Below are 25,792 nucleotides of genomic sequence, written 5' to 3' on the forward strand. Positions count from 1 at the left end.
ATTTTTGATCAGTGGAATTTTTCAGACTCCCTTACACTGTTTCACTACTTTTAAACAAATACAATTGCAAAAACCTAAATCACAAAATCCTACGCCTACTGTCTTGGCTCCAACAAACAAAACTGATACGGTTCGAGCCAAAGGTATTCATGGTCAGGACCTACCTGAATTTCTTTTTGAGACCAATGATCGAAGAGTGATTCGGGTGACTCTCCCTTTTCCCTAAATGCATACCAAGTCAGGTTTTGGTATTTGTCGCTGAAATTGAAAACCCCATAAAATGACTTTCCTTCAAAAGACCTTAAAAAAGCCGCGATGTGGATGTTGTGCGGCGATATCCAAGTGAGGTTTTTGTAATCTCCGATCAAAGGCAGGTTCTTTCGGATTTTGATCAGGGCCTGCATTTGCGAGAAAATCCTGTTTTCGACAGTTCCTTCTTCTTTTCTTTTGTTTGCTTTTTCCCAATCGATCAATGGCCGATGCAGCCACCTGTTGTCGTAGCTTTTTCCGGGATCATCACTGAAACTGTAATCATTGGTATACCCTATTTCATCTCCGTAGTACAGCATCGGCATGCCGCCAAGAAATAGGGAATGCGCCTGCATCAGGATGATTTTTTGGATGGAAATGTCTTGCCCGTAGGAATCATTTTCATACAGTGATTTTTCAAGCCCACACAAAGAAGCCAAGGTGCCGCTAATCCTGGCATCGCCGGTTTTGGGATTGGAAGAAAATAGTGCTCCTCTAGCCGGGGTGCCGGAAAGGTTTCCGGAATAATAATCCATCAAATACCTGCGGTGCCTGAAGGGTGATTTTCCGGTCATTTCAATCATATAATCTTCATAACCCATCCCAATATCATCGTGGCATCGGGTGTAAGAAATCCAGGAGGTTCCAAAGGGTTTTTCCAAAATCGCATGTTGGGCGGCAAGCATCACATCGGTTTCGCCGGTGGCAAGCATGTCCCATTGCAACGCCATATGGGTGGCGTTGTAGGCAAAATCACATTCCTTTGCAGTGTAATCCCCTGTCCCAAAGTATTTGATGATTTCCTTTGGTGCGACAATGGCTTCTCCCAATATCGCCATTCCGGGAGCGGCCACGAGGACGCATTCCTTGATCAACTGTAGGAGTGTATGTACCTGAGGGAGATTTTGAGAAGTGGTTCCTGTTTCTTTCCAGATAAATGCCGGTGCATCCACCCGTAGCACATCCACGCCGAGATTGGCATAAAACAGGACGTTGTCCAACATTTCCCTAAAGACCAGAGGATTCATGTAATTGAGATCCCATTGGTAATTGTGGAAGACCGTCATGACCCATTTTTGACATTCCTCGACATAGGTAAAATTACCGGGAGCGGCTTCGGGGAAAATCTCAGGCATCTTCTCCTCATATTGATTAGGAATCCACCTGTTGTCAAACATGTAAAAGAAATCCTGAAAATAAGGATCTCCGGATTTGGCTTTTTCGGCCCATTCATGCCTGTGGGAAGTATGGTTGAGGACAATGTCCAGCATCATGTACATCCCCTTTTGCTGCATTTCTTTTCTTAACCCAATCAAATCTTCCAATGTACCAAACTTCTTATCCACCTTTCGGAAATCCGAAACAGCATATCCACCATCACTTTCGCCTTCAGGGCTTTCAAATAGCGGCATCAGGTGGAGGAAGTTAACGCCTAATTCTTCCAAGTAAGGAAGTTTGGTTTTAAGCTGCGGCAAATTCCCCGCAAAACGGTCCACATAGAGACTCATACCGACAAGTTCATTGCTCAAAAACCAATGTCCTTTCTTGGCTTTTTCTTCATCCCTTTTGCGAAGGTCTTTTTCCCGGGATTGATAGGCACGCACTAGCGTCGCAATCAATTGCTCAAAGAGTTCATCCTTTTTGGGATGGGTACTGTAAATCTGATAGTATAAGTGGGTGATGGAAGCCATTCCGGCATTCAGCCGCGCAATAAAAGCTTTGTCTTTGAGGGATAATTTAAGCTCGTTGGCGGAAAGAATATTACGGATGAAGTCTGTCAAGGAATGGTCTGTGGCCATGGAAAAGGGTATTTTTTCTTTTTGATTAAGTAATTGAAAACGGTATCTGTATCAATGTCCGCCTCCCATCGGGGCTGATGCGGTATCGATATCATGGGTTTCTTTGATCCGCAAGGTGGCCAAAGCTGCCAACAGCAACAATGCCCCGGCAAAAGTGATGGCAAACCCAGGATTGTTGCTGAGGATATATTTGGATATAAAACCAAAACTCAAGGTCTGCAGGATCATCGGAATTACAATCATCATGTTGATGATGCCCATGTAGACTCCGTATCTTTCTTTGGGGATTTCATTGACCACAAGCAGGTAAGGAATTCCCATCATGCTCGCCCAAGCTATCCCAAATCCGGTCATGGGAACGAGCAAAGCATATTTGTTTTCTATATGGGGAAAAGCCAGCAAGCCAAGTCCCGCCAGAATCAGACAGATGAAATGGACTTTGCGGGGACCAAATTTTTTGGCTACGCCAACCAAGGCGAAAGCAGACATAAAAGTGACGACATTATACCAGCCATTGACCAGACCGGTCCATCCTACTGCTTCTTCAAAAAGTTTCATATCCTCAGCGGGAGAAGTTTTCCATACTGATTGGGCGATACTTTTGGCGGCATTCTGCCAATAGACAAAGAGCGCATACCATTGGAAAAGGTACACCAATGCCAGTTTCCACATCACCGAAGGCATGTCGACGACGGAGTGGATGATTTCCAGGTTTTCGCCAAAAAGGATGCGGGAATATTTGTTTTTCTCCATCGAAGTAATCAACCGAGGAATCAAAGTCCTGTCAAAAATCGAAGGAATCAAAAGCAGGGCAAAGAGAATATACACCAATAAGGAGGTAATCAAGGAGAGGAAAAACTGGATGGCAGGATGAGGAAGTCCTTTGTTTTTCTCGTTCAAAACCAGCAATTCCTGCTCTGTTGGTGGAATCTCGGGGGTTTTGTAAATACTCCATCCCACAGAGGTAATCGAACAGATTGAACCTAAAAAGAAGGAGGCATACACCCAAACCGGGAGAGAACCGGCAGTTCCCGGAATGTACATCTGAAAGATAAATAGCGAAATATTGGCGAGGGTTATCCCCAATCCGGTGAAGAAACTTTGGGAAAGAAAACCTGTGGCATACTGTTCTTCGGGAAGTTTGTCAGCAATCAAGGCACGGTAAGGTTCCATCGCGGTATTGTTGGCTGCATCCAAGACCCAAAGCAAGCCTGCTGCCATCCAAAGCGAACTGCTGAACGGATAAAGAAAGAGACAGATGCTGCAAAAAACTGCGCCTATGAAGAAGAAAGGCTTCCTTCGGCCAAATCTTGGACTCCATGTCCTGTCACTCAAGGCTCCGATGATCGGCTGTATGAGCAATCCTGTCATCGGTCCTGCAAGGTTCAGGATGGGAATTTCATGCGGTTGTGCGCCAAGCATGTCATAGATCGGGTTGACTGCACTCTGCTGCAATCCAAAGCTATATTGAATGCCAAAAAAGCCGACATTCATATTGATGATCTGTTGAAAGGAAAGCCGTGGTTTACTCATACAAGGGAGGTTAATTGGGTCAGGTAACTTTGAGTTTTTATCCTTAAATGGGGAAACCCCATTTTGGGAATTCTAAAATAGAAAAATAATCTTCTAAAAATTCATCCTATGAAAAGCAATGAAATGGCTAAACAGCACTTAGACAGCGTTTTTTGAGGAAGTACCAAACCCAAATCCCGCTTTTTAACCGATCTATAACGGTTGCGGAAAATGAATGGACATCCACTGTTTTTTGGTAAAAAAAATCAAAAATCAGTGAAAATTTTTTTGGATAAAATCAAAAATCTTGCCTTTCGGAAATCATTTCCATCACCACATATTCCATCCCTTCTTTTTCAAAAGTGGCATCGGTGGTGGTCATTCCGAATTTTTGATAAAAACCTGCTTTTGAAATCCTTGCATTGCACCAGATTCGGCTGATGTTTTTTTCTTCCAAAAAATCAAAAATGTACTGAAGGAGTTTTGATCCATATCCTTTTCCCTGAAACTGCTTCACCGTGGCAAACTTCCTGAATTGGGCTTCCTGCCCGTGGATAAAAACCGAAACTACCGAAATCAGATTCTCCTCCACAAACAACCCAAAGTGGATCCCGTTTTCATCTTCCGGAACCCGTACAAAATCAATGGGCTTATCAGGCCACATGACCTGTTGGCGGATGGGGAGGATTTGGTCTATAGAAACTTCTTTGATTATCATCTTTTAATTCTCTTTTCAAAAAATCATTTCCAACAAAATATAAAACAGCGAAGGACAAATCAGGCAACCCAATCCCGTATAGAAAGTCGCAGTCACCGCGCCGTAGGGCACCAATTTGGGATCTGTTGCCGCTAATCCGGCCGCCACTCCACTTGATGTTCCCATCAATCCTCCAAATGCCATAGCTGATTCCGGGCTGTTCAGGCCTATTTTATTGGCAGCAATTGGCGTAATGATGGTTACCGCGATGGTCTTGACCACGCCTGCAGCAATGCTCAGCGCAATCACCTCCGAACTCGCACCCACAGCGGCACCCGTCACCGGGCCCACGATATAAGTACAAGCTCCCGCCCCAATTGTACACAGACTCGCAGCATCCCGGTATCCCCATGCATAGGCGAGCAAAACCCCCATGAAGAAGAAAAGCCCAATACCAAAAAACAACGAAATCATGCCCAACAAACCCGCTTTGCGCACCAAATAAAAACTAGCTCCGATCGCAGTGGCGACGATCGCAAAGTCACGGAACATGGCGCCGCCCAAGATCCCGACTCCCTTGAAAATGGCAATGTCTGACAACCCTTTTTCTCCCCCCGTAAATACTCCTCCCACATACCCGAGAACCAAGCCTAAGAAAATGGCAATTGCCGATCCCGGAATTTTGGAGTTCAATACTTTTTTGGAAAAAAGCTCAGAAAAGGCCACAATGATCCCAATCACCAAAAAGCCAAAAATCAGGCCGTTTTTTTCCACTAAATTCAGGAATATGTCCATCTCAGTTTTTGTGAAAGTTTTTGAGAATCATGGGAAAAACAAAAAAAGAAACCACCACAGGAACCGCTCCGGCAACAATGGCCAAAGTACCTGTCGAAACTGCGGATTTAACATTGAGGCTTGCCGCCATTACGATGACCACAGGGATATACATTTTGTTCCAAAAGTCTATGCCGGAATCTATATCCGGACTCATCCAATTGTTTTTGATAAACCATTCCTTCAGGATCATTAAGATGATCATGGCAAATCCTACTCCCCCGACATTGGCATTAATTCCGAGCAGGTTTCCAAAAAACTCACCCAACCACTGCCCGATCAGGTAGGAAAGTGCCAAAAGGGCGACTCCGTAAATTATTTTCATGATTTCAGATTAAAACAGCTTTTTCAATTCATTTTTGGTGACTTTCCCCATAGCATTGCGTGGTAAATCTTCCACCAAAAGGTACTTTCTTGGAGTTTTGTAGGCAGGCATCCTTTCTCTTATCCAAGCATTCAGGACATTGACATCTATATTCTTTTCTGTTACCAAAGCCGCGGCTACCAATTCCCCCCATTCCTCATCCAGAATTCCTATGACCCCACAATCCTTGACACCCGGATATTTCCGAAGGACTTCCTCGATTTCCAAAGCGGAGATTTTGTATCCTCCGGATTTGATGATGTCCACCGAATCCCTTCCGAGGATCTTGAAATACCCATCATCCACGACGGCGATATCTCCTGTTTTGAACCAACCGTCTGATGTGAATGCTTTTGTTGTTGCTTCTGGTTTTCCCCAATATTCTTTGAATACATTGCCGCCCCTGACCTGGATTTCACCGGGTTGGTCTAATGGAATTACCCTGTCGGCCTCATCACATAATCTGATCTCCACTCCCTTGAGTGGCATTCCGATATAACCCGCACGCCGTGTATCCTCGTAGGGATTGCTGATGGCCATGCCGATTTCGGTCATGCCGTACCTTTCGAGCAGGTAATGTCCCGAGATCCCGTGCCACTTCTCCATCACTGATACCGGCAACGCCGCCGAACCCGACACCATCAGCCTGAATTCCTTCAACTTTTCCGTAACCTTCATTTGCTCAGTCTGAGAGAGGTTTTCATAGTAAGCGATCAACTTGAAATAGATGGTGGGAACCGCCATAAAAACAATGACCTTGCCTTCCATGAAAATTTCAAAAACCTTTTTGGCATCAAAATTTGGTAAAAATTGCACCGTTGCCCCAGACCATAGCGCACAGGAATTGACGTTGATAATACCGTGAACATGGTGCAGGGGCAGGATCGAAAGGGTGTAATCCGAAGAACTCCAATGCCAGGCATCTACCAAGGTACTGACCTGCGCTTCGATATTCGCATGGGTGGTCAGGACTCCCTTTGGAAGACTTGTCGTCCCGCTGGTATAAAGAATCATCGCGCCTCTTTGGTTTTCTATTTCAGGTAAATTCCCGGATTCATTTTTAGATAAACCTGACATCCTGATAAATCGGATGTTGGGCATCATAGAAAAAGGAGACAGGATATCTTCATATTCCGGTCCGCAAATGATCATTTCCGAAACCGTGTCTTCCACCACATATTGGAGGGAAGGCAAAGGATAAGTGACACAAAGCGGTACCGCTATGCCTCCTGCCCGCCAAATGCCCCATTGCACCGCCACATAATCAAACCCCGGCGCTATCATAAAGGCAATCCGCATTTGGCCAAGGTCCTCTTTTCCCTGAAGGAGATGCAAGGCAATCACTTCACTCCTGTCCAAAAGGTCCTGAAAAGAATATGAATCAGATTGGTCCACAATGGCGCACTTGGTTGCAAACCTTTTGGCATTTTCAATAAGTCGAAGCATAATAGGTTTTTTTGGAAGGCTTAAATTAAACCGAAATTCAATCGATTGTTGGTGTCGAAGCTAAAAAATGGTCCGAGTTCCAAAAGGCGATCATTTATTTGATCCAACTTGATTGCAATATTCAACAATCAAAGCCTATTTTAGTAAGAATTTATTAGCCTCATCCATATGACATTCAACAGACGTAATTTCCTCAAACTCGCCTCATTGGCCCCCGGCCTGGCTATCCCTTCTTTAAGTTTTGCAAACAGTCAGGAAAAAGACCTTCCAAAGGCTTTGAAAGGGTTAAAGCCCATGACCGCGGACATTGTTCCCATCAGTCGTGAAGAAAGGTTGGGCAGGATAGCCAAAGCACAAAGCCTGATGATAGCAAACAAAGTAGATGCGCTGTTTCTCGAACCGGGGACGAGCATGGCGTATTTTCTGGATTTCGACTTTTTTCTCTCCGAGAGGATGGTGGCAGCCGTGATTCCTGCCAAAGGAGAAATTGCTTATGTCTGCCCAAAGTTTGAAGAAGACAAAGTAACAGAATTGGTAAAATTCGGTTCAGACATACGCACTTGGGAAGAGCATGAAAGCCCCTATCAGGTGGTTGCGGAAATCTTGAAGGACAAAGGCACTCCCAATCAGACCGTCGGAATTGAAGAGCGCTCCAGATTTTTCCTTTATGACGGTATCAAAAAAGAAAGTGGAAGGCTGAATTTTGTCCTTGCAGATCCTATCACCGCGGGATGCAGGATGTATAAATCCCCAGCTGAAATTGCGCTGATGCAAAAAGCCAATGACATCACGATTGCTGCCTACAAAGTACTTTTTGATTCGCTTTATGAAGGCATGACCCAAGCGGATTTCAGCAGGGTTGCCACTGAGGCACATCTGGCTTTGGGAGCAAAAGGCTCCATAGGTGCTAATTTTGGGGAATGGTCTGCATTCCCACATGGAAGCAGCACCCCGCAGAAACTCAAAGAAGGCGATCTTATCTTGGCCGACGGCGGCTGCAAAATAGAAGGATATACCTCAGACATCAGCCGAACCATTGTTTTTGGCAAACCAACAGCCCGACACACGGAGGTATGGAACATCGCAAGAGAGGCTCAGCAAAAAGCGATAGAACTTGCAGCACAACAGGGGACTACCTGTGAGCAAATGGATGCTGTGGCAAGGGGAATTGTCAGCAAAGGTGGATTTGGACCTGATTACAAATATTTCAGCCACCGGCTTGGGCACGGGATCGGCCTTGATGTCCACGAATGGACCAATCTGGTGCGTGGCAACAATACCCCACTTCAGGAAGGAATGTGTTTCAGTAATGAGCCCGGGATCTATATCGTGGGTGAGTTTGGCGTCAGGGTGGAAGATTGTTTTTACATGTCTGCCTCAGGCCCCAAGTTCTTCAGCGCTCCGAGTCCGGCGATTGATAAGCCTTTTGCTTAGGTTGAATTTTAAAATATTTAAGAAAAAAAAGGGTTTCCGCTAACGGAAACCCTTTTTTTGTTTAATCCAAATTTTCCCGTTTTTCAAGAAATGAAAACATCGTCATTGTTGAGAAGGATCTCATCGAGGTTTTCTCCGGGAAGGGCGATGATTTGTTCATTCTCGGCATCCCATTCAATTCGTCTGCCGATTTTGTAAGATAGGCCGCCCATATGCGCTGTGATGGCTTCTTCAAATCCCTCAATGATCCCACAGCTTGGATTGCCTCCATTCCGGATACAATTCATCCATACCCTTAAATGAAGGAAGAGTTTGTTGGCCCATTTCCGAAAATCGGTAGCTTGGACTGAATTCACACGATATCCTACTGCCAAGATTGCCTCAAGCCGATAAAATTTGGTGGAATATGTTTTACTATCTGAGGCAGTTATTTCCAAAATGGAAACAACTGAATCAACATCTAATTCTTTTGTATCAAATATATTTTTAAGGTGCTTGCTCACGGCAGGTACATTTACGCCAAACAACTCTGCCATGGCCTTTTGCGTCAACCAAAAACTCCCGTTTTGAAAATAAACAGATACGTTAACTTTCTGATCTTCTGTATGGTATAGAAGTAAGTCTCTAGCTTTCATTATTTTAATTTCATCATTATCAACTTTTCAAAACCTCTAGAATCTTCCTTTTAAACATATCGAATCCTATAAATTTCAGATATCTAATTTTATTGGGAATTCTTCTATTTCATCCCAATGAATACTCTCATTTCCTACTTTATCCCAAGCTTCATTAAAACCAAACTTTATAACTTCCAGTATATCCAATGAAGATTCAAAAAAATTCAAAATTTGAATAGACCAGCTTAAAGTAAAACTAATTTTTCTTAAACTAAAATTTTTATACTATTTGGATCAAAGGGTAGCTCATAAAAAAAGGGTTGCCATTTACGGACAACCCCTTTTTTCTAAAGGAAATTTTTAAAATCCCGTTTTTCAAGAAATAAAAACATCGTCATTGTTGAGAAGGATCTCATCAAGATTTTCTCCGGGAAGAGCGATGATTTGTTCATTCTCGGCATCCCATTCTATTCGTCTGCCGATTTTGTAAGAAAGGCCACCCATATGCGCTGTGATGGCTTCTTCAAATCCCTCAGTGATCCCACAGCTTGGATTGCCGCCGTTACGGATACAGCTCATCCACTCTCTGAGGTGAAGGAAAGTTGAGTCCACTCTTTTGCCATCCCTATAAGTCCAAAGCAAACCCTTGTTGGCAAAGTATTTGGCTGTGGCGGAAGTGACCGCATCTACGCCATTGGCACTTGGGTCATATTGGTATATCGGTACGGATGGATCAACCCTGTTTTCCTTGATCAGGTCTTTGTACTTGGTGGACCTTGGATCGGCATAGATCGTGACCATATTACCCAACTCCATGGAAGCATCGTGTCCCATCAATACCGTGCCCCTATCAAACTGATTACCCAAAGTAGCACTGTAGACCAAGGTCATCCCTTTTTCTTTGCCGGGCGTCTGACTCGTACCGGTACTGAATTCCGGAAAATCCATATTGATCTGCATCACATCAGGAACATTTCTTCCGTCCCTGTGGGTGTAAACTCCTCCGGAACCTGTGATGTATTTGGGAATTCCCATTTTCAAAACACAATTGATCCTATCATAGTCATGTGTCAATAAATCCCCTGACAAACCTGAACCATAAGCCCACCATTTTCTCCATCGGAAAAAATGTTCGGCATTGAATGGGATTTGGGGAGCGGTGCCTAAGAAGGCGTTCCAATCAATAGTCTCGGTAGAAGCATCCGGATGGATGTCATATTGCCAGGCACCGTTGTCGTCATTTCTGTTGGTAGCCGTCACGACCAAAGACACATGCCCTAAGGTATTTTTTGCTATGGCATCCTGTGCTGTCAAAAAACTCTGGGTTTGACGGTGCTGGTGTCCGACAGCAAATTTGATATCCGGATTTTTACGGCATGCCTCCCTCAGGTCGTAAGTCTCCTGAATGGTATGGGTCATGGGTTTTTCAACGTATACATGCAGGCCTGCTTCAATGGCAGCAATGGCCATAGGTGCATGCCAATGGTCCGGTGTCGCAATGATGACTGCATCCACCTCACCGCTGTTGAATAATTCCAAATGTGTCTTGTAGCGCTTGCAAGGGTTCTCTTTGGTATCGAATGATTTCAACGCTTTTTCTGCCCTCACGTCAAAAATATCGCAGATTGCAGTCAGTTTGACGTTGAGGCTTTCTTGTGCCTGAAATTCAGCCAATCTTTTGTCATCAGGATTTTCTGCAGCCGATTTGACCATGTCATCGATCCATTCTGTGGTGGCAAAACCCAAAGACCGCATCAGTTGCTCGCCTCTTATCCCAAACCCAATCAGGCCAACACGTAGCGGTTCCCCGGTCATAGGGCCTGAGGCAGGTGGTGCTGAAGCTTTGATGTTAAGGGTTTCGAGCAAGAGATTGCGCTCGCTCAATGCCTTTTCATTAGACCTGAAACCTGCTGTCCATACTGCACCAAAAATCGGAATACCTCCGAGTATTTTGAGCCATTCCCTTCGGGAAAAGCCTTTGAATAAATTCTTGTCAGTTGCCATGTGCTTCAGTTTATTGGGTTAGTGGATACTGTCTTCTGCTTGGCAAAAAGCTTAGCCAAACCGAAGGCATATTGGGTAGGGAATAAATAGATCACAAAGAGCGCCGCGGCTTCAATGAGGTTTTTGTTGACCAGCCAATAGCTTCCCTCGCTTGGTCCCTGAGGATATCCGGGAAATGGTGGATGTGCCAAATAGTACAGCAACAACAACCCAATTCCGATGATACTGGCCCAATTGGTCTTGAAACCGATTATCAGGCTAAATCCTACGAGGAGTAGAGCGCCGATATTGAGCGTATCGATAACAGGAATGATGGCATCACTTGCCATCCACCTGAAAAAAGACTCCATAAAACTCGCACTGAGCAAGTATCCTTTTGCTGTCCAGGAGGGACTGTATAATTTAATGACACCTTCGTACAAAAAGTGCCAACCGATCAGCAATCGAAGCAGCACCAGGCTGCCTGTTTGCAATGAGGTAAATCTGGAAGTTTGATCCATAGGTTTTTTGTTTATTGATGCACGATATTACCACATCAAACACCAAAAAAACATGACATAAATCAATCCGAAACATGATGTATATCCCACTGTCTAGCAGGGGATTCAACAGTATCCCGTAGTTTTTTAAATCCTACACACCTATTACATAGTAATCAAAATTTGGTATGGAAGCCTAAAAAATAAATGTCCGATAAAAGCCATCTATCGAAAAAGACTTTGAAAATGAGGAATAGTAATTCTCCCGGCAGATAGAATAACCAATTGTTCAATTTCCTTTTTTCTCCGATCTTTGGAATAATGGACGGGGTAATTTCAAACCCTCCAAAATCCAAAAAACATGAGGACTTCCTTATTATATTATTCCATCCTGCTTTTTTCACTTTTTTCTTGCTCGAAAAACTCAAAGGAAGAAAACCAAACCAGCAAAGAAACTTTGGTGGGCAGTGACAAGGATCCAAATGGATGTATTGGTTCGGCCGGATATTCATGGTCGCAAGCCAGACAGGAATGCATCAGGATATTTGAATTAGGAACTCCTTTTGTCACGTATGATGCGGCTACCGGTGCCATGGATTCTACCAAAGTGGCTTATGTGGTTCTTTCCAATGACAAGTCACAGGCAGAGGTGTTCTATGGAGGAACAGACAAACCTATTCTATTGGAGGCTGTATCTGTCATGGAAGGGGAAACCATGCCAAAGCTTTTTGAAAACAACATAGAATTGGTTGACCTGATTTATTACAGAGATTCATACATACTCAGATATCAGGAAAAGCCCACCCATATACAAACTTGGTCGGCAGAATCAGGATTGGGTAAGGAACTGATGAAGAAAGAAAATTGAGGAAATCTTTATTGGATACTTTTTTATAATGTCTGTGATTTAGCCAATTATAATTTTTTCGTAGAATTACGAATTTTTCGTAGGAAGTCTAAAATCTTTCTTTTATATTTATTTTATGGAAACATTGACAAAATACGAAGAAACTCTGATGCGGATATTTTGGAAGCTGAAGCGTGCTCTGGTAAGGGATGTTCTGAACGAACTGCCCGAACCAAAGCCCCCCTACACGACACTCGCCTCCAACATCAAGCTGCTGGAAAAAAAAGGATTTCTCGACCACAAATCCTACGGAAAAATACTTGAGTATTTTCCTACTATTTCCCAATCTGATTACCGCAAAAACACCTTCAATGAATTGGTGGAAGACTATTTTGATGGCTCAGTAGAGAATGTTTTGTCCTTTATGGTAAAAGAAAAAGGGTTATCTGAAAAAGATATGGAAGAACTTCAAAAATTGATTGACAACATGGGTAACTCCTCTCAGCCATGACCACAATATTCAATTACCTTTTGGAAGGCAGCATTATCCTGCTTTTGCTATACGCCTTCTACATTGCGTTTCTTTCCAAACTTACGTTTTTTGGATGGAACAGGGCATATCTTTTGGGTTCCTTGGGATCGGCATTGGTACTTCCTCTACTTTCTTTTGAACTCAATCAAAGTTCAGTTTCAGGATTAAATCCGGAAGCATTTACCTTTTATTTACCAGAATTTGCCCTGACTCCTGAGGAAGGGATTTCGGCAAAATCCCTTCTGATATATACGGCAATCCTTCTTTATGGCACCGGATTCCTTTGGACTGCCGCACGGTTGGCAACAGGGATTATCAAAACTTTCAGTTTGATCAGGTCCTCAGAAAAATTCAGCCACAACGGATTGACTATCGTCGTAAACCCAAAATTTCCACCTTCCTCATTCTTCAGCTACATCCTTTTGCCGGCATATCAGGCAGGAAATAAAGCACAAGAACTGATCATTCTTCACGAATCGGAACATGCCTCCAAGCTCCATACCTTGGATCTGATTTTTGTGCAAGTAAGCAAAGCGATTTTCTGGTTTCACCCGCTTATCAAAGCCTTTGAATCCAGTATCCATGAAGTCCATGAATTCCAGGCGGACACCAAAGTGACCAATGTCCATCCCAAAAAGGAATATGCGCAGTTGCTTTTTAACCTAACTGTTACCAAAAAAGAACAGCAGTTTGTGAACAACTTCAACCAGTTTCAGCTCAAAAAAAGAATCCTGATGATGAATGCCAACAAATCCGGGTTGGTACATAAAGGAAGGTTTTTGCTTGCACTGCCGCTTTTGGGATTGATGGTTTTTGTTTTTGCCTGTGACAAGACCTCCGAGAATTCCTTTTCCGAAAACATGGATATCCCCATGACAATGGAGTTTGCCCCACCAAAAAATGATGATCCAATAGTCGAAATTTTAAGTGCAGATGAAGTTTTCGATGTCGTGGAAGAGTCACCGGAGTTTCCCGGAGGAATGGAAGCATGGAATGATTTCTTGAGAAAGAACCTCAAATATCCAAAGCAGGCCCGAAGTATGGGAATTGAGGGAACTGTCTACGCCGTGTTTGAAATCCGAACCGATGGCAGTGTGCACAATATTGAATTGTTAAGAGGAATCGGGGCTGGCTGCGATGAGGAAGCGATGCGAGTGATAGCAGCTTCTCCAAAATGGATTCCCGGAAAACAAAAAGGAAGGCTTGTCAATGTCAGGATGAGGTTACCGATCAGGTTCAAATTGGGTTAAATCCTAATCAAGAAAACAAACCAGATTTTCAAAATAAATCAACCATATAAACTAACCACAAGATGAAAGCAAACAATTCAACCCCAAATTACAAAAGCAGGCCTCTCACTGCCCTCCCTCTTATGGGACTGATGATCGTATTTTTATCCTGTGACTTTCAGGGATATGACGAGAAAGTAGTACTGGAAAATGGCGAGGTGACAAGCAAGACCATAGAAACCAATGAAATTTTTGATGTAGTGGAAGACTCCCCGGAATTTCCAGGTGGCATGGAAGCTTGGGTAGAATTCTTGGGAAAAAACCTCAAATATCCTGAACAAGCCAGAGAAATGGGAATCGAAGGCACGGTGTATGTCGTCTTTGAAATCAGGAAAGATGGTTCTATCAAAAATGCCGAGTTGCTCAGAGGTATCGGAGCCGGTTGTGACGAGGAAGCACTACGCATCATCCAAAGATCGCCAAACTGGACTCCCGGCAAACAGCACGGACATATCGTCAATGTCAGGATGAGGGTTCCGATCAAGTTCAAACTTGGGGACAAAGAAGTAATTGCTTAAAGTCCATAAACCATTTCAATAAATCACCTTTTGTAAAATCAATTTCAGCAATCAAACACCTTCCCTAAATGAACATCAGCGCATCAAAATCAAATAGTACAAACAATTTTCTGTTGGTCATCATTCTATTGTCCATGATGGTATTTGTCATCTCCTGCAAAAGCTCCAAAGATTCCGCTTTTTCAAAAACCATGGACATTCCGATGGGAGAGAATTCCCCACAAAGTTCATCCGATGAAGTCTTTGATGTGGTGGATGAAGTTCCCGAATTCCCGGGCGGGATTGAAGCTTGGGGCAACTTCATGAAAGACAATCTCAAGTATCCAACCTTGGCCAAAGACAAAGGGATTGAAGGGACGGTGTACATCACTTTTATAATCAATAAAGATGGTTCGGTGAGTGATGCGGAGATTCTGAGAGGAATAGGGGGAGGCTGTGACGAAGAGGCCCTGAGAGTAGTCAAAGCTTCTCCAAACTGGACTCCCGGAAAAAAAGACGGAAAATTAGTCAGATCCCGAATGAGGCTACCTGTTCAATATGCTCTTGGCAAAAAGGATAAATCTTGAACAATCAAAAAGAGGGATTCTCAGATGGGAATCCCTCTTTTTTTCAGCAATGGAGAAAGCCAATTTTGATTCATCACCTTTACATTTTTAAAAGTATGCTGAAATTTCATAAACACCTAAACGCTTGACTACTTCGTTCTCATATTTTTCAACCATAATGCGCTTAAAACAGGCGTCTATTTGAACCCTGATAAAAAACTCAGCACTGTCAAGGGAAATTGTTTTGGCCTTTAGGGTCGATAAGTCATCGGTTTCTGAGTATTCCACCCTTTTATTCAAAGGGTTTTCTACTATGGTTTTGGAGCATACCATGTTGGTCTCACTCAAAAACGAAATAATCAAATCTCCCTCTCTGGGTTCACCAATTTCTTCCATTGCCCCTCTCAGTTTTCCTGGGTTTCTTAAGAAATTGACGATTTTTACCGAATCTCTTGAATCCATTGAAAAATTCACCATAAGGATTTCAGGTGTATTCTGCACGGTCAATATTTCTGATTCATCTTCATCATTCACTTGTTCTTTTGCCGTTTTGCATCCTGCCAAGAAAATTAATCCGAAAACTACAAAAGCAAATAGTTTCTTATTTTTCATACATTTTAAATCAAATGTTCAGATTTTCCTGAATTTAGCTGCTCCATTACCTGACAATGCTAAACCTTAAGGTTTTAAAGGTTTTTTGAGATTTCAATATGATGTAATATTGTCCTAAATGGAATCCCTTGACGTCTATTGGTATGACATTTACATTTTTTTCAAATGAACTTATACTTCTCAAAATTCTGCCGTTGATATCCAAGATTTCAATTGATTCTAATTGATGATCAATCAATTTTAGGTATTCGATATAGACTATATCATCAGCAGGATTGGGATATAATTTAAGCCCGTTTGAAAGGGCCTCTTCTTCTGTGAGAATGATATTTACAGTAACCGTAATTTCGACAGAGGCTGAATTATCACAGGAATCATAAATGGTAAATACCACTTTATTTTCACCGGCGTCATTTCTAGTAAATTCGGTTTTTGACAGGGTCATTTCTTTAATTTCACAATTATCAAATGAACCATTATCTACCTCTTTAGGAATCAGAACGGCAGTTCCTTCATAATTGACAAAGATTTCAAAATCCTTTGCTTTGATAGTAGGTTTGATTTTATCATCTACCGTAACGATCACTTCCCTTTGAGATTCATTACCACTTGCATCTTTCGCTTTAAAAATTACCTTATTTTTCCCAATGTCCGCACATGTGAAATTTTCCCTTGAAATGCTGATTTTTACGAGCTCCACATCATCATAGGTACCCTCGTCAACATCTTCTGCACAAACAGTGGCCTCTCCCTTTTCATCAAGATCTATTGTTATATTTTTTGTTACCAAAACAGGTGGGGTACGGTCTGGAAAAGGTGCCGTAACTTTGATAAACTCTTCTCGGGAAAAAACATTTTCGCCCAAATTATTACGTGCTTTTAAAGTAACCTTATACTTTCCTTGAGTTCGGTAAGAAACCTCAGGATTTTTTTCATTGCTTACTTCAGGTATTCCCCCTTCAAAAGTCCACTCCCAGGATGTGGGATTGCTGGTTGACAAGTCAATAAATTTAACCTTCTCTGCCGGCTTGATTTCCAACTTATTTGCCCCAAATAAAGCGGTGGGTCTTGAAGGTGAATCGGGGGTGGATAGAAACTTCAATCTGCCTTCCAATTGATGGGAACAAACATCACAAAAACTTCTGCCAAGAAACCTCATTTTACAATTTTGATGAGGTCTTTGCCAAGTGGGCGATTCAGCATGAGGGTAGATCCCAATACCGTTTCTATTCAAAAAGTCTTTCCATCTAATTGTTTGTGGATTGGTATTTTGGGTCATATTATGCCTTTCCCGTGCATATTGGGGGCCAGCCCAGTATTCATCCGCCAGATCTCCAAAGGAATGACCCAATTCATGAATCATGATCTCCGTTGCAGATGAATGGGTTGAGAAAATGGCAAAGGCTCCACCTGAACCTCCATATTTGGGATCGTTGACCACAAGGACTCCTATATCAAAGAACGGAGTATTGGTAAATAAAACAGATGATAGCTTTTGGGAACGCCATGCTACCAACAAGCGCTCAATATTAAAAGACCAGTAAGAGCTGCCAAAATAGTTATCAATCAAGTTATTAGGATTCTGTGCTGCACCGGACACGTTTGAATTTACTTTGATAGCATATACATTAATTCCATTTCGATAATTTCTCCACGGAGGTTGGGCAAGCATCCCGGCAGTCGCATTTTTGGCATCACTGAGAAATTTGTCCTGTTGTGATGCTGTATACCCATCTCCCACTATCACGATGTTGGTTACTTCATTTGGGGAACCACTGTAATGAATAATCTCCATTGGCATCAACTGCGCCTGAGACTGACTATAAATTAAAAATAAGAGAAGGGCTATAAAAGCTTTGAAATCCTTGATGTAAAATTTTTCCATGGCGTGCTTTTTTTAAAAATCCTGTAAAACAATTGCGCCCCCTACCTGATCAAGGTGATTAGCCTAAAACAGCAACACAGTATCTATTCAAAAAACTTGGAAAAGAAATAAACCCGAATAAAAGCGAGCCAAATCCAACTACAGTTTGATTTTTGATAAATTTTAACTGTGATCCAGATTGAGGAAAAGAAAGTAATCCATTTTCAAAGAGATAATATCATAATTGGTGGTTTAATTTACCGAAAATAATCTATTACAGCACGTAATATTTATTTTTCTTCGCCTATTTCCCAAAAATATTTTGATCAATAAATTCATTCCGGAATTTTCCTTCGGGGTCGTGTTTGGCGAGAAGGGATTTGAATTCTCCCATTTTTGGGTACCGCTCTTGGAGTTTTTCGGAAGAAATGGTAAATAACTTCGCCCAATGCGGTCTTGGATTAAACGGTTCCAACTTGGCTTCCATCTGAGGTAAAAGTGCCATGACTTCTGGAATTTCCTGTTTCCAAGTGGTATGGACTGCAATGGAATCCCTTTGGTAGCAGGTGCTCATCCACAATTCATCCGCTTTGATACTTCTGATTTCGGAAATGAAAAGGTGAGAAGAGATTTGATCTGCCATTTCCTTCACTGCCATGAGTGCTTCGTATCCATTTGCCATTGGGACAAAATATTCTGATTGGAGTTCTTTGCCTGCACTTGGCTGAAACTCCATCTTGAAATGTGGCAAGCGCTCATACCAAGGACCCGGAATCGCAAGCTGCTCAGAGCAACTTTCGGCTGACATCTCCTGTACCGGATGCATGTGCACTTTAGCCTGTTTTGCCCCAAAGAACTCTTCAGGAAAATCCAACGCTCCGCCCAGCACTACTTTTCTCTTTACCCAGACTTCGTTGACATTGTCACTCTTCCAATCAAGAAACAAACTCACACTATACCCCGATGCCATGATTGCTTGGAAATTGTCTTTCAGTGTGGCCATCGGCATATCCATATACACGACCTGAGCGACCTCAAAAGTGGGAACCAGATCCAAAGTCACTTTGGTCACAGGCCCAAATCCTCCCAATCCAACTACAGCACCAAAAAAATCCGGATCTGTTTCCTTTGAAAGCTGTACCAACTCACCTTTGGCGTTGACAAACTCGATGGCAGCAACTCCCGTGGAAAGGTTGCCGTTTTCGACTCCCGAGCCATGGGTTGCTGTGGCTATTGTTCCGGCAACGGAGATATGTGGCAAAGAAGCGAGGTTGTGGAGGGCATATCCGTTTTGATGGAGGTAGGCGCATAGTTCCCCATACTTGATGCCACCTTCAACCGTAACCTGATTTTGTTCCCTGTCCAAGGAAATGATTTTGTTCAGGTTTTGGAAAGAAATGAGGTTATCGTTGCTATCAGCAATCCTGTTGAAGGAATGTCTCGAACCCAATACCCTCAGTTTCTCACATTTTTTAACCAAGGCCTGAACTTCTTCCACTGTATTGGGATAATGAACATTGGTCGTGCCGAACTCAAAATTTTCAGCCCAGTTTTTCAAGGTTTCGGAGGTCATCGTTTCATCAGGTTTTTGAGGGGAACAGGATAGTATCGGTTGGATCAAAACCCCTCCTACGAGGAGAGAAGAGTTTTTGAGGAAGGTTCTTTTTTTCATTTTGGGTTTAGGAGAGGTAGAAAACTGATTCCATAAATTATTGAATATAATAGGCAACTACTCAATTATGCCATTAATCGCTGATTAAAATTAAATCCATGAATAGTAGTAAAAAGCAGGACACTTCCGTCTTCCGTCTTCCGTCCCGTCCATTACTAAAAATCTGTCTATTGGCAGGAAATTGGCTAACCAATAAATGTTTTTCAATAATTCACCTTCAGTTCTTTCACTTTGGTCGGTAGCCAAACCTGCATTTCACTTGCTCCACGGTTAGCCCAAGTGTAATAGGGAATGGCGGTGATGCTCTTGGTTTCAGTTTTTACAGTGGACCCATCCTCCGAAACGGTCACCACCGGCACATTTGCCTGAATGGCCATCACCCTTTCATTCAAAACCTGATATTCCACTTCCTGAAATTCGGTATTCGCCGGAACCACAATGTTCCAAGCCCTTCCGGCATTATCCGCACCCTCCACACAATAAACCAAAGGTCCTCTTTGCAAAGCAATCCTGTCCCGATTGGCTTCTACCTCATTTCTTGATTTTATTTTCCTGATTTCCATCGGCAATGAATATTGGACAATGTCACCTTTGCTCCATTTTCTTGAGATCGTGATGTATCCATTTTCCTGGGTGTATTCCACAGGCTTGCCGTTGAGTGTCACGGTGAATTTTTCTTTGGCTGTACCTTCGAATCGATACAAATCCCCGGGTACCGGCTGTTCCTTAGCCCATCCGGGCAACCTTAAATTGAGGCTATAGGTTGTTTTTTTCTCAGGATTCATGGCGATGTTCACCACCCCATCCATCGGGAAATTGGTTTTGATTTCGACCGAGACATTTACCTTTCCCATTTGGATATTGGTCTGACTTCCTATAAATAAGTTGACCCAGATACCGTCTTCCGAAGTAGCATAGATATAATCCCCCACCGAAGCCACCAAGCGGGAAATATTGGAAGGACAGCAGGCAGTTCCGAACCATGCCCTGCGGGAATGTTGCCCATTGGAAGCAAGGGGGTTTCCATAAAAAAACCTGTCGCCCTGAAGGCTCAAGCCGTCCAAGGCTGCATTGTATAGGCTCCTCTCCAGGACATCGATATATTTGGAATCTCCTTCCAGAGAATTCATGCGCTGATTCCAGAAAACCATTCCTACTGAGGCGCAGGTTTCACTGTAAGCCCTTTCGTTAGGTAGGTCATAATCGACAGAAAAACCCTCATTGCTGCCCGAGGAACCAATGCCCCCTGTGATGTACATGTTGCGGTAGACCACATCTTCCCACACGGTTTTCATGGCATTCATATACCCATCGTCATTTTTTGCTGCAGCGACATCTGCAGCACCGGTGTAGAGATACATGGCCCTGACGGCATGTCCTGTAATTTCTTTTTGTTCCTTGACAGGCACGTCATCTTGGGCATATTTGGGACCCCAATGCTTGTTTTCCCAGATCCCTCCTACTCCATGGCCACGGCCCCTTTGGTCCAAAAACCAATCCGAAAGTTCGAGGTACCTTTCCTCTTCGGTCAACTTGTACAATTTGACCAAAGCCAGTTCGATCTCTTGATGGCCAACTACCCAAGGCCTGTTGGCTTGTCTGAAAGTCTGATCAATATGGTCAGCCATCTTGATACCGACATCCAAAAGTTTTCTCTTTCCGGTAGTTTGGTAATAAGCCACACCCGCCTCGATCAGATGGCCTGCGCAATACGCTTCGTGTTTGTCCATGTCCTTCCACCTGTTTTCCAAGCCTGTCAAGGTGTAAAAAGTATTGATATAACCATCGGCCTCTTGCGCTGCGGCGATCTTATCGATCCATTCGTCCGCCTTGGCTTCGAGTGCAGGATCAGATTGGTTTTTGAGGGAATAGGCAATGGCCTCCAAGGCCTTGTAGACATCACTGTCATCATAATAAATCCCTTCATGGGTCTCCCCTGTTTTTCTCGCAGCTTTCTCAAAATTCCGAATGCGGCCAGTCTCGATTTCAGTTTGCTGAATACAAACCTGCAAGGCGGTGGAAGCTACTTTCTCCAGTTTTGGTTTCCAAAAAGCATCTGTGATCGTCACTTCCGAGTAACTGACAGGTGTCAACCTGACCAATCCGGTTTGGCTTATGGCTTTTTCCGAAACAGAAAGCATCAGGAGAGAAAGCAGGAACAGTTTGATTTTCATGGGTTTTTGGGGTTGGATTTGAAGCAGAAAGCAAGGCCTTGAACGGATTTCTGTGAGGATCAAAAACAGGAATCCAAATCAGACAATGGATTTTGACCATCTATACAAATATATCCAATTGAAGCAATTTTGCCAGAATTTATACTTGAATGGGAAAATCAAAAATGGATATACGCTTCTTTGCCAGTAACCCTATATTCTTCTTCATGGGGACGGAAGACGGAAGTCGGAAGACCGATGTACTGGATATTTCAGTCTGCAGACAAAAATTTAAATGGATATCCAATCTACTGGCATAATTGTGTACATTCATTAAATCAAAATAGAGGAAACCATCATGGGCAATTACCTGACTGGATTTTCTGATTTCATTGATGGTTTTGATAGATTTGGATTATGAAAATCACCTATCTTGAAAATTACGATTCCTTAAGCCAATATGCTGCAAAACTTGTCATGGATGAAGTTCAGCTAAAAAGAGACATGTTGTTTTGTGCCGCTACGGGAAATTCTCCTACGGGAATGTACGCCGAAATGGCAAAAAACAAATCCCTCTTTGACCGGATGCGCGTCGTCAAAATGGACGAGTGGGGAATCATTCCGCTCTCCCATCCTGATTCCTGCGAATCCTACATCAAAAAACATGTGTTGGAACCTATGGAAATCCCGACTGAAAGGTATGTTGGATTTGATACTGCACCCGAATCGGTAGCGGCCGAGTGCACGAGAATGCAAAACTTTATCAGCGAACAAGGGCCCTTTGACATTTGTATTTTGGGATTTGGGAAAAACGCCCACATTGCTTTCAATGAACCTGCAGATTTTTTGCAGCCTGATTTTCACAAAGCCACTTTGGCTCCATCCACGATACAGCATGACCCGGCCTTATCCCAAGGTCCCGAACCAGCTTATGGATTGTGTGTGGGCATGAAGGATATTCTTGAGACAAGAAAAATAATATTTCTCATCACAGGCAAAGGCAAACAGGAAGCCATCAAACAGATTTTGGAAAGAAAAATATCAACACAATGTCCCGCATCTTTCCTTTGGATGCATCCCAATGTGGAGTGTTTGATAGATAAAAATAGCTTGTAAGTTAAAGTCAGGAATCCTCATCGGATTCCTTTTCCTTCTTTTGAAAAGAATAATCGGGAGTATTTTTTTGTATCCAAATAGATTTTGATAATATTTAGTTGAAAGAATAATTGGCAGCAATTCCTATTTGAATTTGCATTTTTTGCCAAAAAAAACTCTTTAATGTCCTCTATACTTTGGTTAGATTTAGAATATAGTATCGTGTTTGTCCATTTTTTTTCTGACTTACCAAATATATTCTAACCCAAAATAAATAGTTATGAAAGAGAAACTATTGAACCGGATCCCAGGCCTCATTTTAATTTTTGGATTTCTGATGTCTGTTGGCTGCAATTACTATAAACCTATCCCCAAATCGGCATCTGCCACCCCGGAAACCAAAGCAAGTCAAATAGATTCACTCAACCAAAAGACTTTTATCGTGCACAGCAGCCAAGGTATTTTTTTGATGCGAAATATGCAGATCAACAAGGAAAGACAAGAATTGGAGGCAACCTTAGATGTAGTTCCTCCACAACACCAAACATACATCAATGATATTGATGGAAAATTCAGGTATAAATCCAGTGCACCTGCTGTGCTCCATGAAGTCCATATCTATACAGATATGGACGAAATCGGCGAAGTGGGAACCAATGTAGTTATTCCTCTCTCTGACATCAGTAAAATTGAGTTGATCGAAAGAGACAAGGGAAGAAGTGATGGCAATACGGTTTTGGCAGTAATTGGAATCACCATAGGGACACTCGCTTTAATTTCGGCGATTTATGTTTTGACGAAAAGTTCTTGTCCTTTTGTAAGCGTATATGATGGACAAAATTACGCACTACAGGGAGAAACCTTTGGGGGTGCTATTTATCCTTCTTTGGCACGGGAGGATTTCGTCCCTTTACCTGCTGCGGCGATTGGCAATGAGGTAAAAGTCCAGATCAGCAATGAACTGAAAGAAAGACAATATACAGACATGGCTGACCTGATTTTGGTAGAGCATCAGCCCGGTGACCAAATTACAGTCAGTCCAAATGGTCAATTACACCTCGTCAAACAAAATATTGCTCCCACCTCTGCAGTTCTCAATGACAGAACTGACATGCTTGACCAAGTCAGAGTTACAGACAATATCCCCTGTTCTTTCAATGATCTTTCACACCCATCTTCAGTCAATGAACTTGTACTCAAATTTGACAATCCGGGGGAAGGGAAGAAGCTGAGTCTGCAGGTCGATATGAGAAATTCGATGTGGCTGGACTTTTTGATGGCGGATTTCACAAGCCGATTTGGCAGTAAGTATGTAAGCTGGACAGAAGAGCAAAAAAAGCGACCTGCCCAAGAATTAATTGCTTGGCAGGAAAAACAGAATATGCCGTTGACTATTGCTGTCAAAACCAAAGACGGGTGGAAATTGGTCGAAAAAGTAAAAACGATAGGTCCTCTTATGAACAGGGAAGTTGCCATTTCTCTAGAGGATTTTGACTTGGGAAATGCCCCTATCGAAATCTCTCTCACTACAGGTTTTATGTTTTGGGAAATAGACAGAGTTTCCTTAACAGAGGTGGGTGCAGTTGCGGATAACTCCATCCAGATCCTCAAGCCCTCACAGGCAATAGATGAAAAAGACCGAGACATTTTAACTCCCATACTCGAAAAAGACGGGATTTACCTAGAGCAACACCAAATCGGAAACAGGGCTTACCTTACCTATGACGTCAGAGAATATTCTAAGGAAAAGGCATATTCAGCTTTCCTTTATACCAAAGGATATTATGAACCGATCCGGGAATATGAAGGACCTGCAGACCGAAAGTTTTTGACCAAATTTCTGGAACCGGGAGCCTTCCCAGATTTTAGCAGAAACAAATACCAAGAAGTCACCCAGTCAGCTTATTTGAATGCTAAATAATCCGGAAATGGAAGAAACTGTAATCAAAACTCCGGGTGTCAAAAGGCTAATCTTTCCGGACATGGTAGAAGTTAACCCTTCCGAAGCCACTCCCTTGCAAAAGCGGAATGTGCCGGGATACTTCCTTACGATATGGGTAGGTATTTGGGTCAATCTCCATATGGCCCTCCTCGCCTTCCGTGCCTACAAATCAATTAAGAAAACAAGAACCGCGCTGCGTGGATTACAGGAATTCAAAGAGAAAGCATTTGCAAAAAATGGCAGGAGAAAGTTCAGTGTCAAAAACAAGCAGTATTGGTTTGGGCTATATGTACCGCCTTTTCCATCCAAAAATTTTGACAGGTTTATCTTGACAGAGTTAAACCGCTACGTTCCCCATTCCACTCCTGTCAATGCCTATCAACAGGTAAATTTTGCGATTACGACCAAATGTCCCATGCGTTGTGAACATTGCTTCGAATGGGACAACCTCAACCTTCGAGAAGCTTTTACCCTTGCCCAACTTCAGGAAATTACAAAAAAACTCCAACAGGATGGGCTAGGCCATATTTCCCTTAGTGGTGGAGAGCCTATGGTGCGGTTTGAGGATATGGTGGAACTGATCAGGTCAGGAGAAAAAAGTACCGAATGGTGGATTTTGACTTCAGGATTTAACCTGACTGAAGCTAAAGCAAAACGCCTGAAAGATGCCGGGGCAACAGGTGTGGTCGTGAGTCTGGACCACCATTATGCCGAAATAAACAACAAATTCAGGGGACATAAAGATGCTTTTGGACACGCTGTCAGAGCAGCAGAAGCAACAGTGAATGCAGGACTTTCTTTGGCCATCTCTGTATGTGTCACCCGTGAAAATGCAAATAGGGAATTCTTGACGAAACACACGTCTTTGTGTGAAAGTTTGGGGGCTCACTTTATTCAGTGGCTCGAACCAAGGGCAGAGGGCCATTACCGCGACAAAGAAGTGCTGCTTCAACCGGACCAAATCACTGTTATGGAAGAGTTGTTTGTGGAATTCAATCACGATCCGAAAAACAACCAATTTCCTCCTGTCATGTATCATGGATACCATCAAAGACGAGTTGGTTGTATGTCAGGAGGGAAATTTAGCTTTTATGTAGATGCTTTGGGAATGGTCCATTCTTGTCCTTTTTGCCATTCTAATGATTTCAAAATCACCGATTGGTTGGAAATGCCAAAAATTGGAAGAAAGGAAATCACAGCCTGTACTTCATTTTAGGTTTGTAATCCAAACGAGTTTAAATTAATTCAGGTGGAATATTATCAGCCAATCGGATTTTTTTCCGCCTCT

The 25,792-nt window shown here is 42.8% G+C and carries 22 protein-coding genes; 9 read left to right on the forward strand and 13 right to left on the reverse strand.

What is annotated here, in order from left to right; all coding sequences use genetic code 11:
- Positions 1-95: 95 nt before the first annotated feature.
- The 6 genes from MMU05_RS00300 to MMU05_RS00325 all read right to left on the reverse strand — a co-directional run bounded on the left by MMU05_RS00300 (position 96) and on the right by MMU05_RS00325 (position 6,901).
- Positions 96-2,048, reverse strand: a complete 1,953-nt coding sequence (locus tag MMU05_RS00300) for an amylosucrase (RefSeq protein WP_241139688.1) — start codon at positions 2,046-2,048, stop codon at positions 96-98.
- Between the two features lie 51 nt (positions 2,049-2,099).
- Entirely contained in the window at positions 2,100-3,581 is a 1,482-nt protein-coding gene (locus MMU05_RS00305; RefSeq protein WP_241139689.1) for an MFS transporter, read from the reverse strand.
- Positions 3,582-3,858: 277 nt separating this feature from the next.
- Complete coding sequence (locus tag MMU05_RS00310) at positions 3,859-4,278, reverse strand: GNAT family N-acetyltransferase (protein ID WP_241139690.1); 420 nt, start codon at positions 4,276-4,278, stop codon at positions 3,859-3,861.
- A gap of 15 nt (positions 4,279-4,293) precedes the next feature.
- The gene (madM, locus tag MMU05_RS00315; RefSeq protein ID WP_241139691.1) at positions 4,294-5,052 is read right to left on the reverse strand and encodes a malonate transporter subunit MadM; all 759 of its coding nucleotides are present in this window, start codon (positions 5,050-5,052) and stop codon (positions 4,294-4,296) included.
- A 1-nt stretch (position 5,053) separates the two neighbouring features.
- A complete protein-coding gene (gene madL / locus MMU05_RS00320; protein WP_241139692.1) occupies positions 5,054-5,416 on the reverse strand; it encodes a malonate transporter subunit MadL in 363 nt (120 codons plus the stop codon).
- A gap of 9 nt (positions 5,417-5,425) precedes the next feature.
- Positions 5,426-6,901: an acyl-CoA synthetase gene (locus tag MMU05_RS00325; protein WP_241139693.1), complete on the reverse strand. Its 1,476-nt coding sequence runs from the start codon at positions 6,899-6,901 to the stop codon at positions 5,426-5,428.
- Positions 6,902-7,069: 168 nt separating this feature from the next.
- On the opposite strand from MMU05_RS00325, the gene MMU05_RS00330 reads away from it, so the two are divergent.
- Entirely contained in the window at positions 7,070-8,335 is a 1,266-nt protein-coding gene (locus MMU05_RS00330; RefSeq protein ID WP_241139694.1) for a M24 family metallopeptidase, read from the forward strand.
- A gap of 83 nt (positions 8,336-8,418) precedes the next feature.
- Here the strand turns inward: MMU05_RS00330 and rhuM are convergent, their stop codons facing one another.
- The 3 genes from rhuM to MMU05_RS00345 form a co-directional block, all read right to left on the reverse strand.
- Positions 8,419-8,970 carry a RhuM family protein gene (gene rhuM, locus MMU05_RS00335; RefSeq protein WP_241139695.1) on the reverse strand — a complete coding sequence of 184 codons (552 nt, stop codon included), beginning with the start codon at positions 8,968-8,970 and terminating at the stop codon, positions 8,419-8,421.
- A gap of 357 nt (positions 8,971-9,327) precedes the next feature.
- Positions 9,328-10,956, reverse strand: coding sequence for a Gfo/Idh/MocA family protein (locus MMU05_RS00340; protein ID WP_241139696.1), 1,629 nt, complete (start codon positions 10,954-10,956; stop codon positions 9,328-9,330).
- Positions 10,957-10,961: 5 nt separating this feature from the next.
- A complete protein-coding gene (locus tag MMU05_RS00345) occupies positions 10,962-11,456 on the reverse strand; it encodes a DoxX family membrane protein (RefSeq protein ID WP_241139697.1) in 495 nt (164 codons plus the stop codon).
- A 340-nt stretch (positions 11,457-11,796) separates the two neighbouring features.
- Here MMU05_RS00345 and MMU05_RS00350 point away from each other — a divergent pair, with 340 nt between their 5' ends.
- From MMU05_RS00350 to MMU05_RS00370, 5 genes are all read left to right on the forward strand, one after another.
- Positions 11,797-12,303 carry a hypothetical protein gene (locus MMU05_RS00350; protein ID WP_241139698.1) on the forward strand — a complete coding sequence of 169 codons (507 nt, stop codon included), beginning with the start codon at positions 11,797-11,799 and terminating at the stop codon, positions 12,301-12,303.
- A 115-nt stretch (positions 12,304-12,418) separates the two neighbouring features.
- Positions 12,419-12,793: a BlaI/MecI/CopY family transcriptional regulator gene (locus tag MMU05_RS00355; protein ID WP_241139699.1), complete on the forward strand. Its 375-nt coding sequence runs from the start codon at positions 12,419-12,421 to the stop codon at positions 12,791-12,793.
- Positions 12,790-14,064: a TonB family protein gene (locus MMU05_RS23125; protein ID WP_241139700.1), complete on the forward strand. Its 1,275-nt coding sequence runs from the start codon at positions 12,790-12,792 to the stop codon at positions 14,062-14,064. The genes MMU05_RS00355 and MMU05_RS23125 overlap by 4 nt, the downstream gene beginning before the upstream one ends.
- A 62-nt stretch (positions 14,065-14,126) precedes the next feature.
- On the forward strand, positions 14,127-14,621 hold the full coding sequence (locus MMU05_RS00365; RefSeq protein ID WP_241139701.1) for an energy transducer TonB: 495 nt from the start codon (positions 14,127-14,129) through the stop codon (positions 14,619-14,621).
- A 68-nt stretch (positions 14,622-14,689) separates the two neighbouring features.
- Positions 14,690-15,187: an energy transducer TonB gene (locus MMU05_RS00370; protein ID WP_241139702.1), complete on the forward strand. Its 498-nt coding sequence runs from the start codon at positions 14,690-14,692 to the stop codon at positions 15,185-15,187.
- A gap of 87 nt (positions 15,188-15,274) precedes the next feature.
- Here the strand turns inward: MMU05_RS00370 and MMU05_RS00375 are convergent, their stop codons facing one another.
- The 4 genes from MMU05_RS00375 to MMU05_RS00390 all read right to left on the reverse strand — a co-directional run bounded on the left by MMU05_RS00375 (position 15,275) and on the right by MMU05_RS00390 (position 21,488).
- Positions 15,275-15,778, reverse strand: a complete 504-nt coding sequence (locus MMU05_RS00375; RefSeq protein WP_241139703.1) for a hypothetical protein — start codon at positions 15,776-15,778, stop codon at positions 15,275-15,277.
- A 46-nt stretch (positions 15,779-15,824) separates the two neighbouring features.
- The gene (locus MMU05_RS00380) at positions 15,825-17,663 is read right to left on the reverse strand and encodes a M64 family metallopeptidase (protein WP_241139704.1); all 1,839 of its coding nucleotides are present in this window, start codon (positions 17,661-17,663) and stop codon (positions 15,825-15,827) included.
- Positions 17,664-17,946: 283 nt separating this feature from the next.
- The gene (locus MMU05_RS00385) at positions 17,947-19,314 is read right to left on the reverse strand and encodes an FAD-binding protein (protein WP_241139705.1); all 1,368 of its coding nucleotides are present in this window, start codon (positions 19,312-19,314) and stop codon (positions 17,947-17,949) included.
- Between the two features lie 203 nt (positions 19,315-19,517).
- Positions 19,518-21,488 (reverse strand): glycoside hydrolase family 127 protein, encoded by a 1,971-nt coding sequence (locus tag MMU05_RS00390; protein ID WP_336246813.1) that lies wholly within the window; start codon positions 21,486-21,488, stop codon positions 19,518-19,520.
- 396 nt (positions 21,489-21,884) lie between these two features.
- On the opposite strand from MMU05_RS00390, the gene MMU05_RS00395 reads away from it, so the two are divergent.
- From MMU05_RS00395 to MMU05_RS00405, 3 genes are all read left to right on the forward strand, one after another.
- Positions 21,885-22,583 carry a 6-phosphogluconolactonase gene (locus MMU05_RS00395; RefSeq protein ID WP_241139706.1) on the forward strand — a complete coding sequence of 233 codons (699 nt, stop codon included), beginning with the start codon at positions 21,885-21,887 and terminating at the stop codon, positions 22,581-22,583.
- 259 nt (positions 22,584-22,842) lie between these two features.
- Positions 22,843-24,483 carry a hypothetical protein gene (locus MMU05_RS00400; protein WP_241139707.1) on the forward strand — a complete coding sequence of 547 codons (1,641 nt, stop codon included), beginning with the start codon at positions 22,843-22,845 and terminating at the stop codon, positions 24,481-24,483.
- Positions 24,484-24,490: 7 nt separating this feature from the next.
- Complete coding sequence (locus MMU05_RS00405) at positions 24,491-25,720, forward strand: radical SAM protein (protein WP_241139708.1); 1,230 nt, start codon at positions 24,491-24,493, stop codon at positions 25,718-25,720.
- The last annotated feature ends 72 nt before the right edge of the window (positions 25,721-25,792 follow it).

The organism is Cognataquiflexum rubidum (genome assembly GCF_022538115.1).
GTDB lineage: Bacteria > Bacteroidota > Bacteroidia > Cytophagales > Cyclobacteriaceae > Cognataquiflexum > Cognataquiflexum rubidum.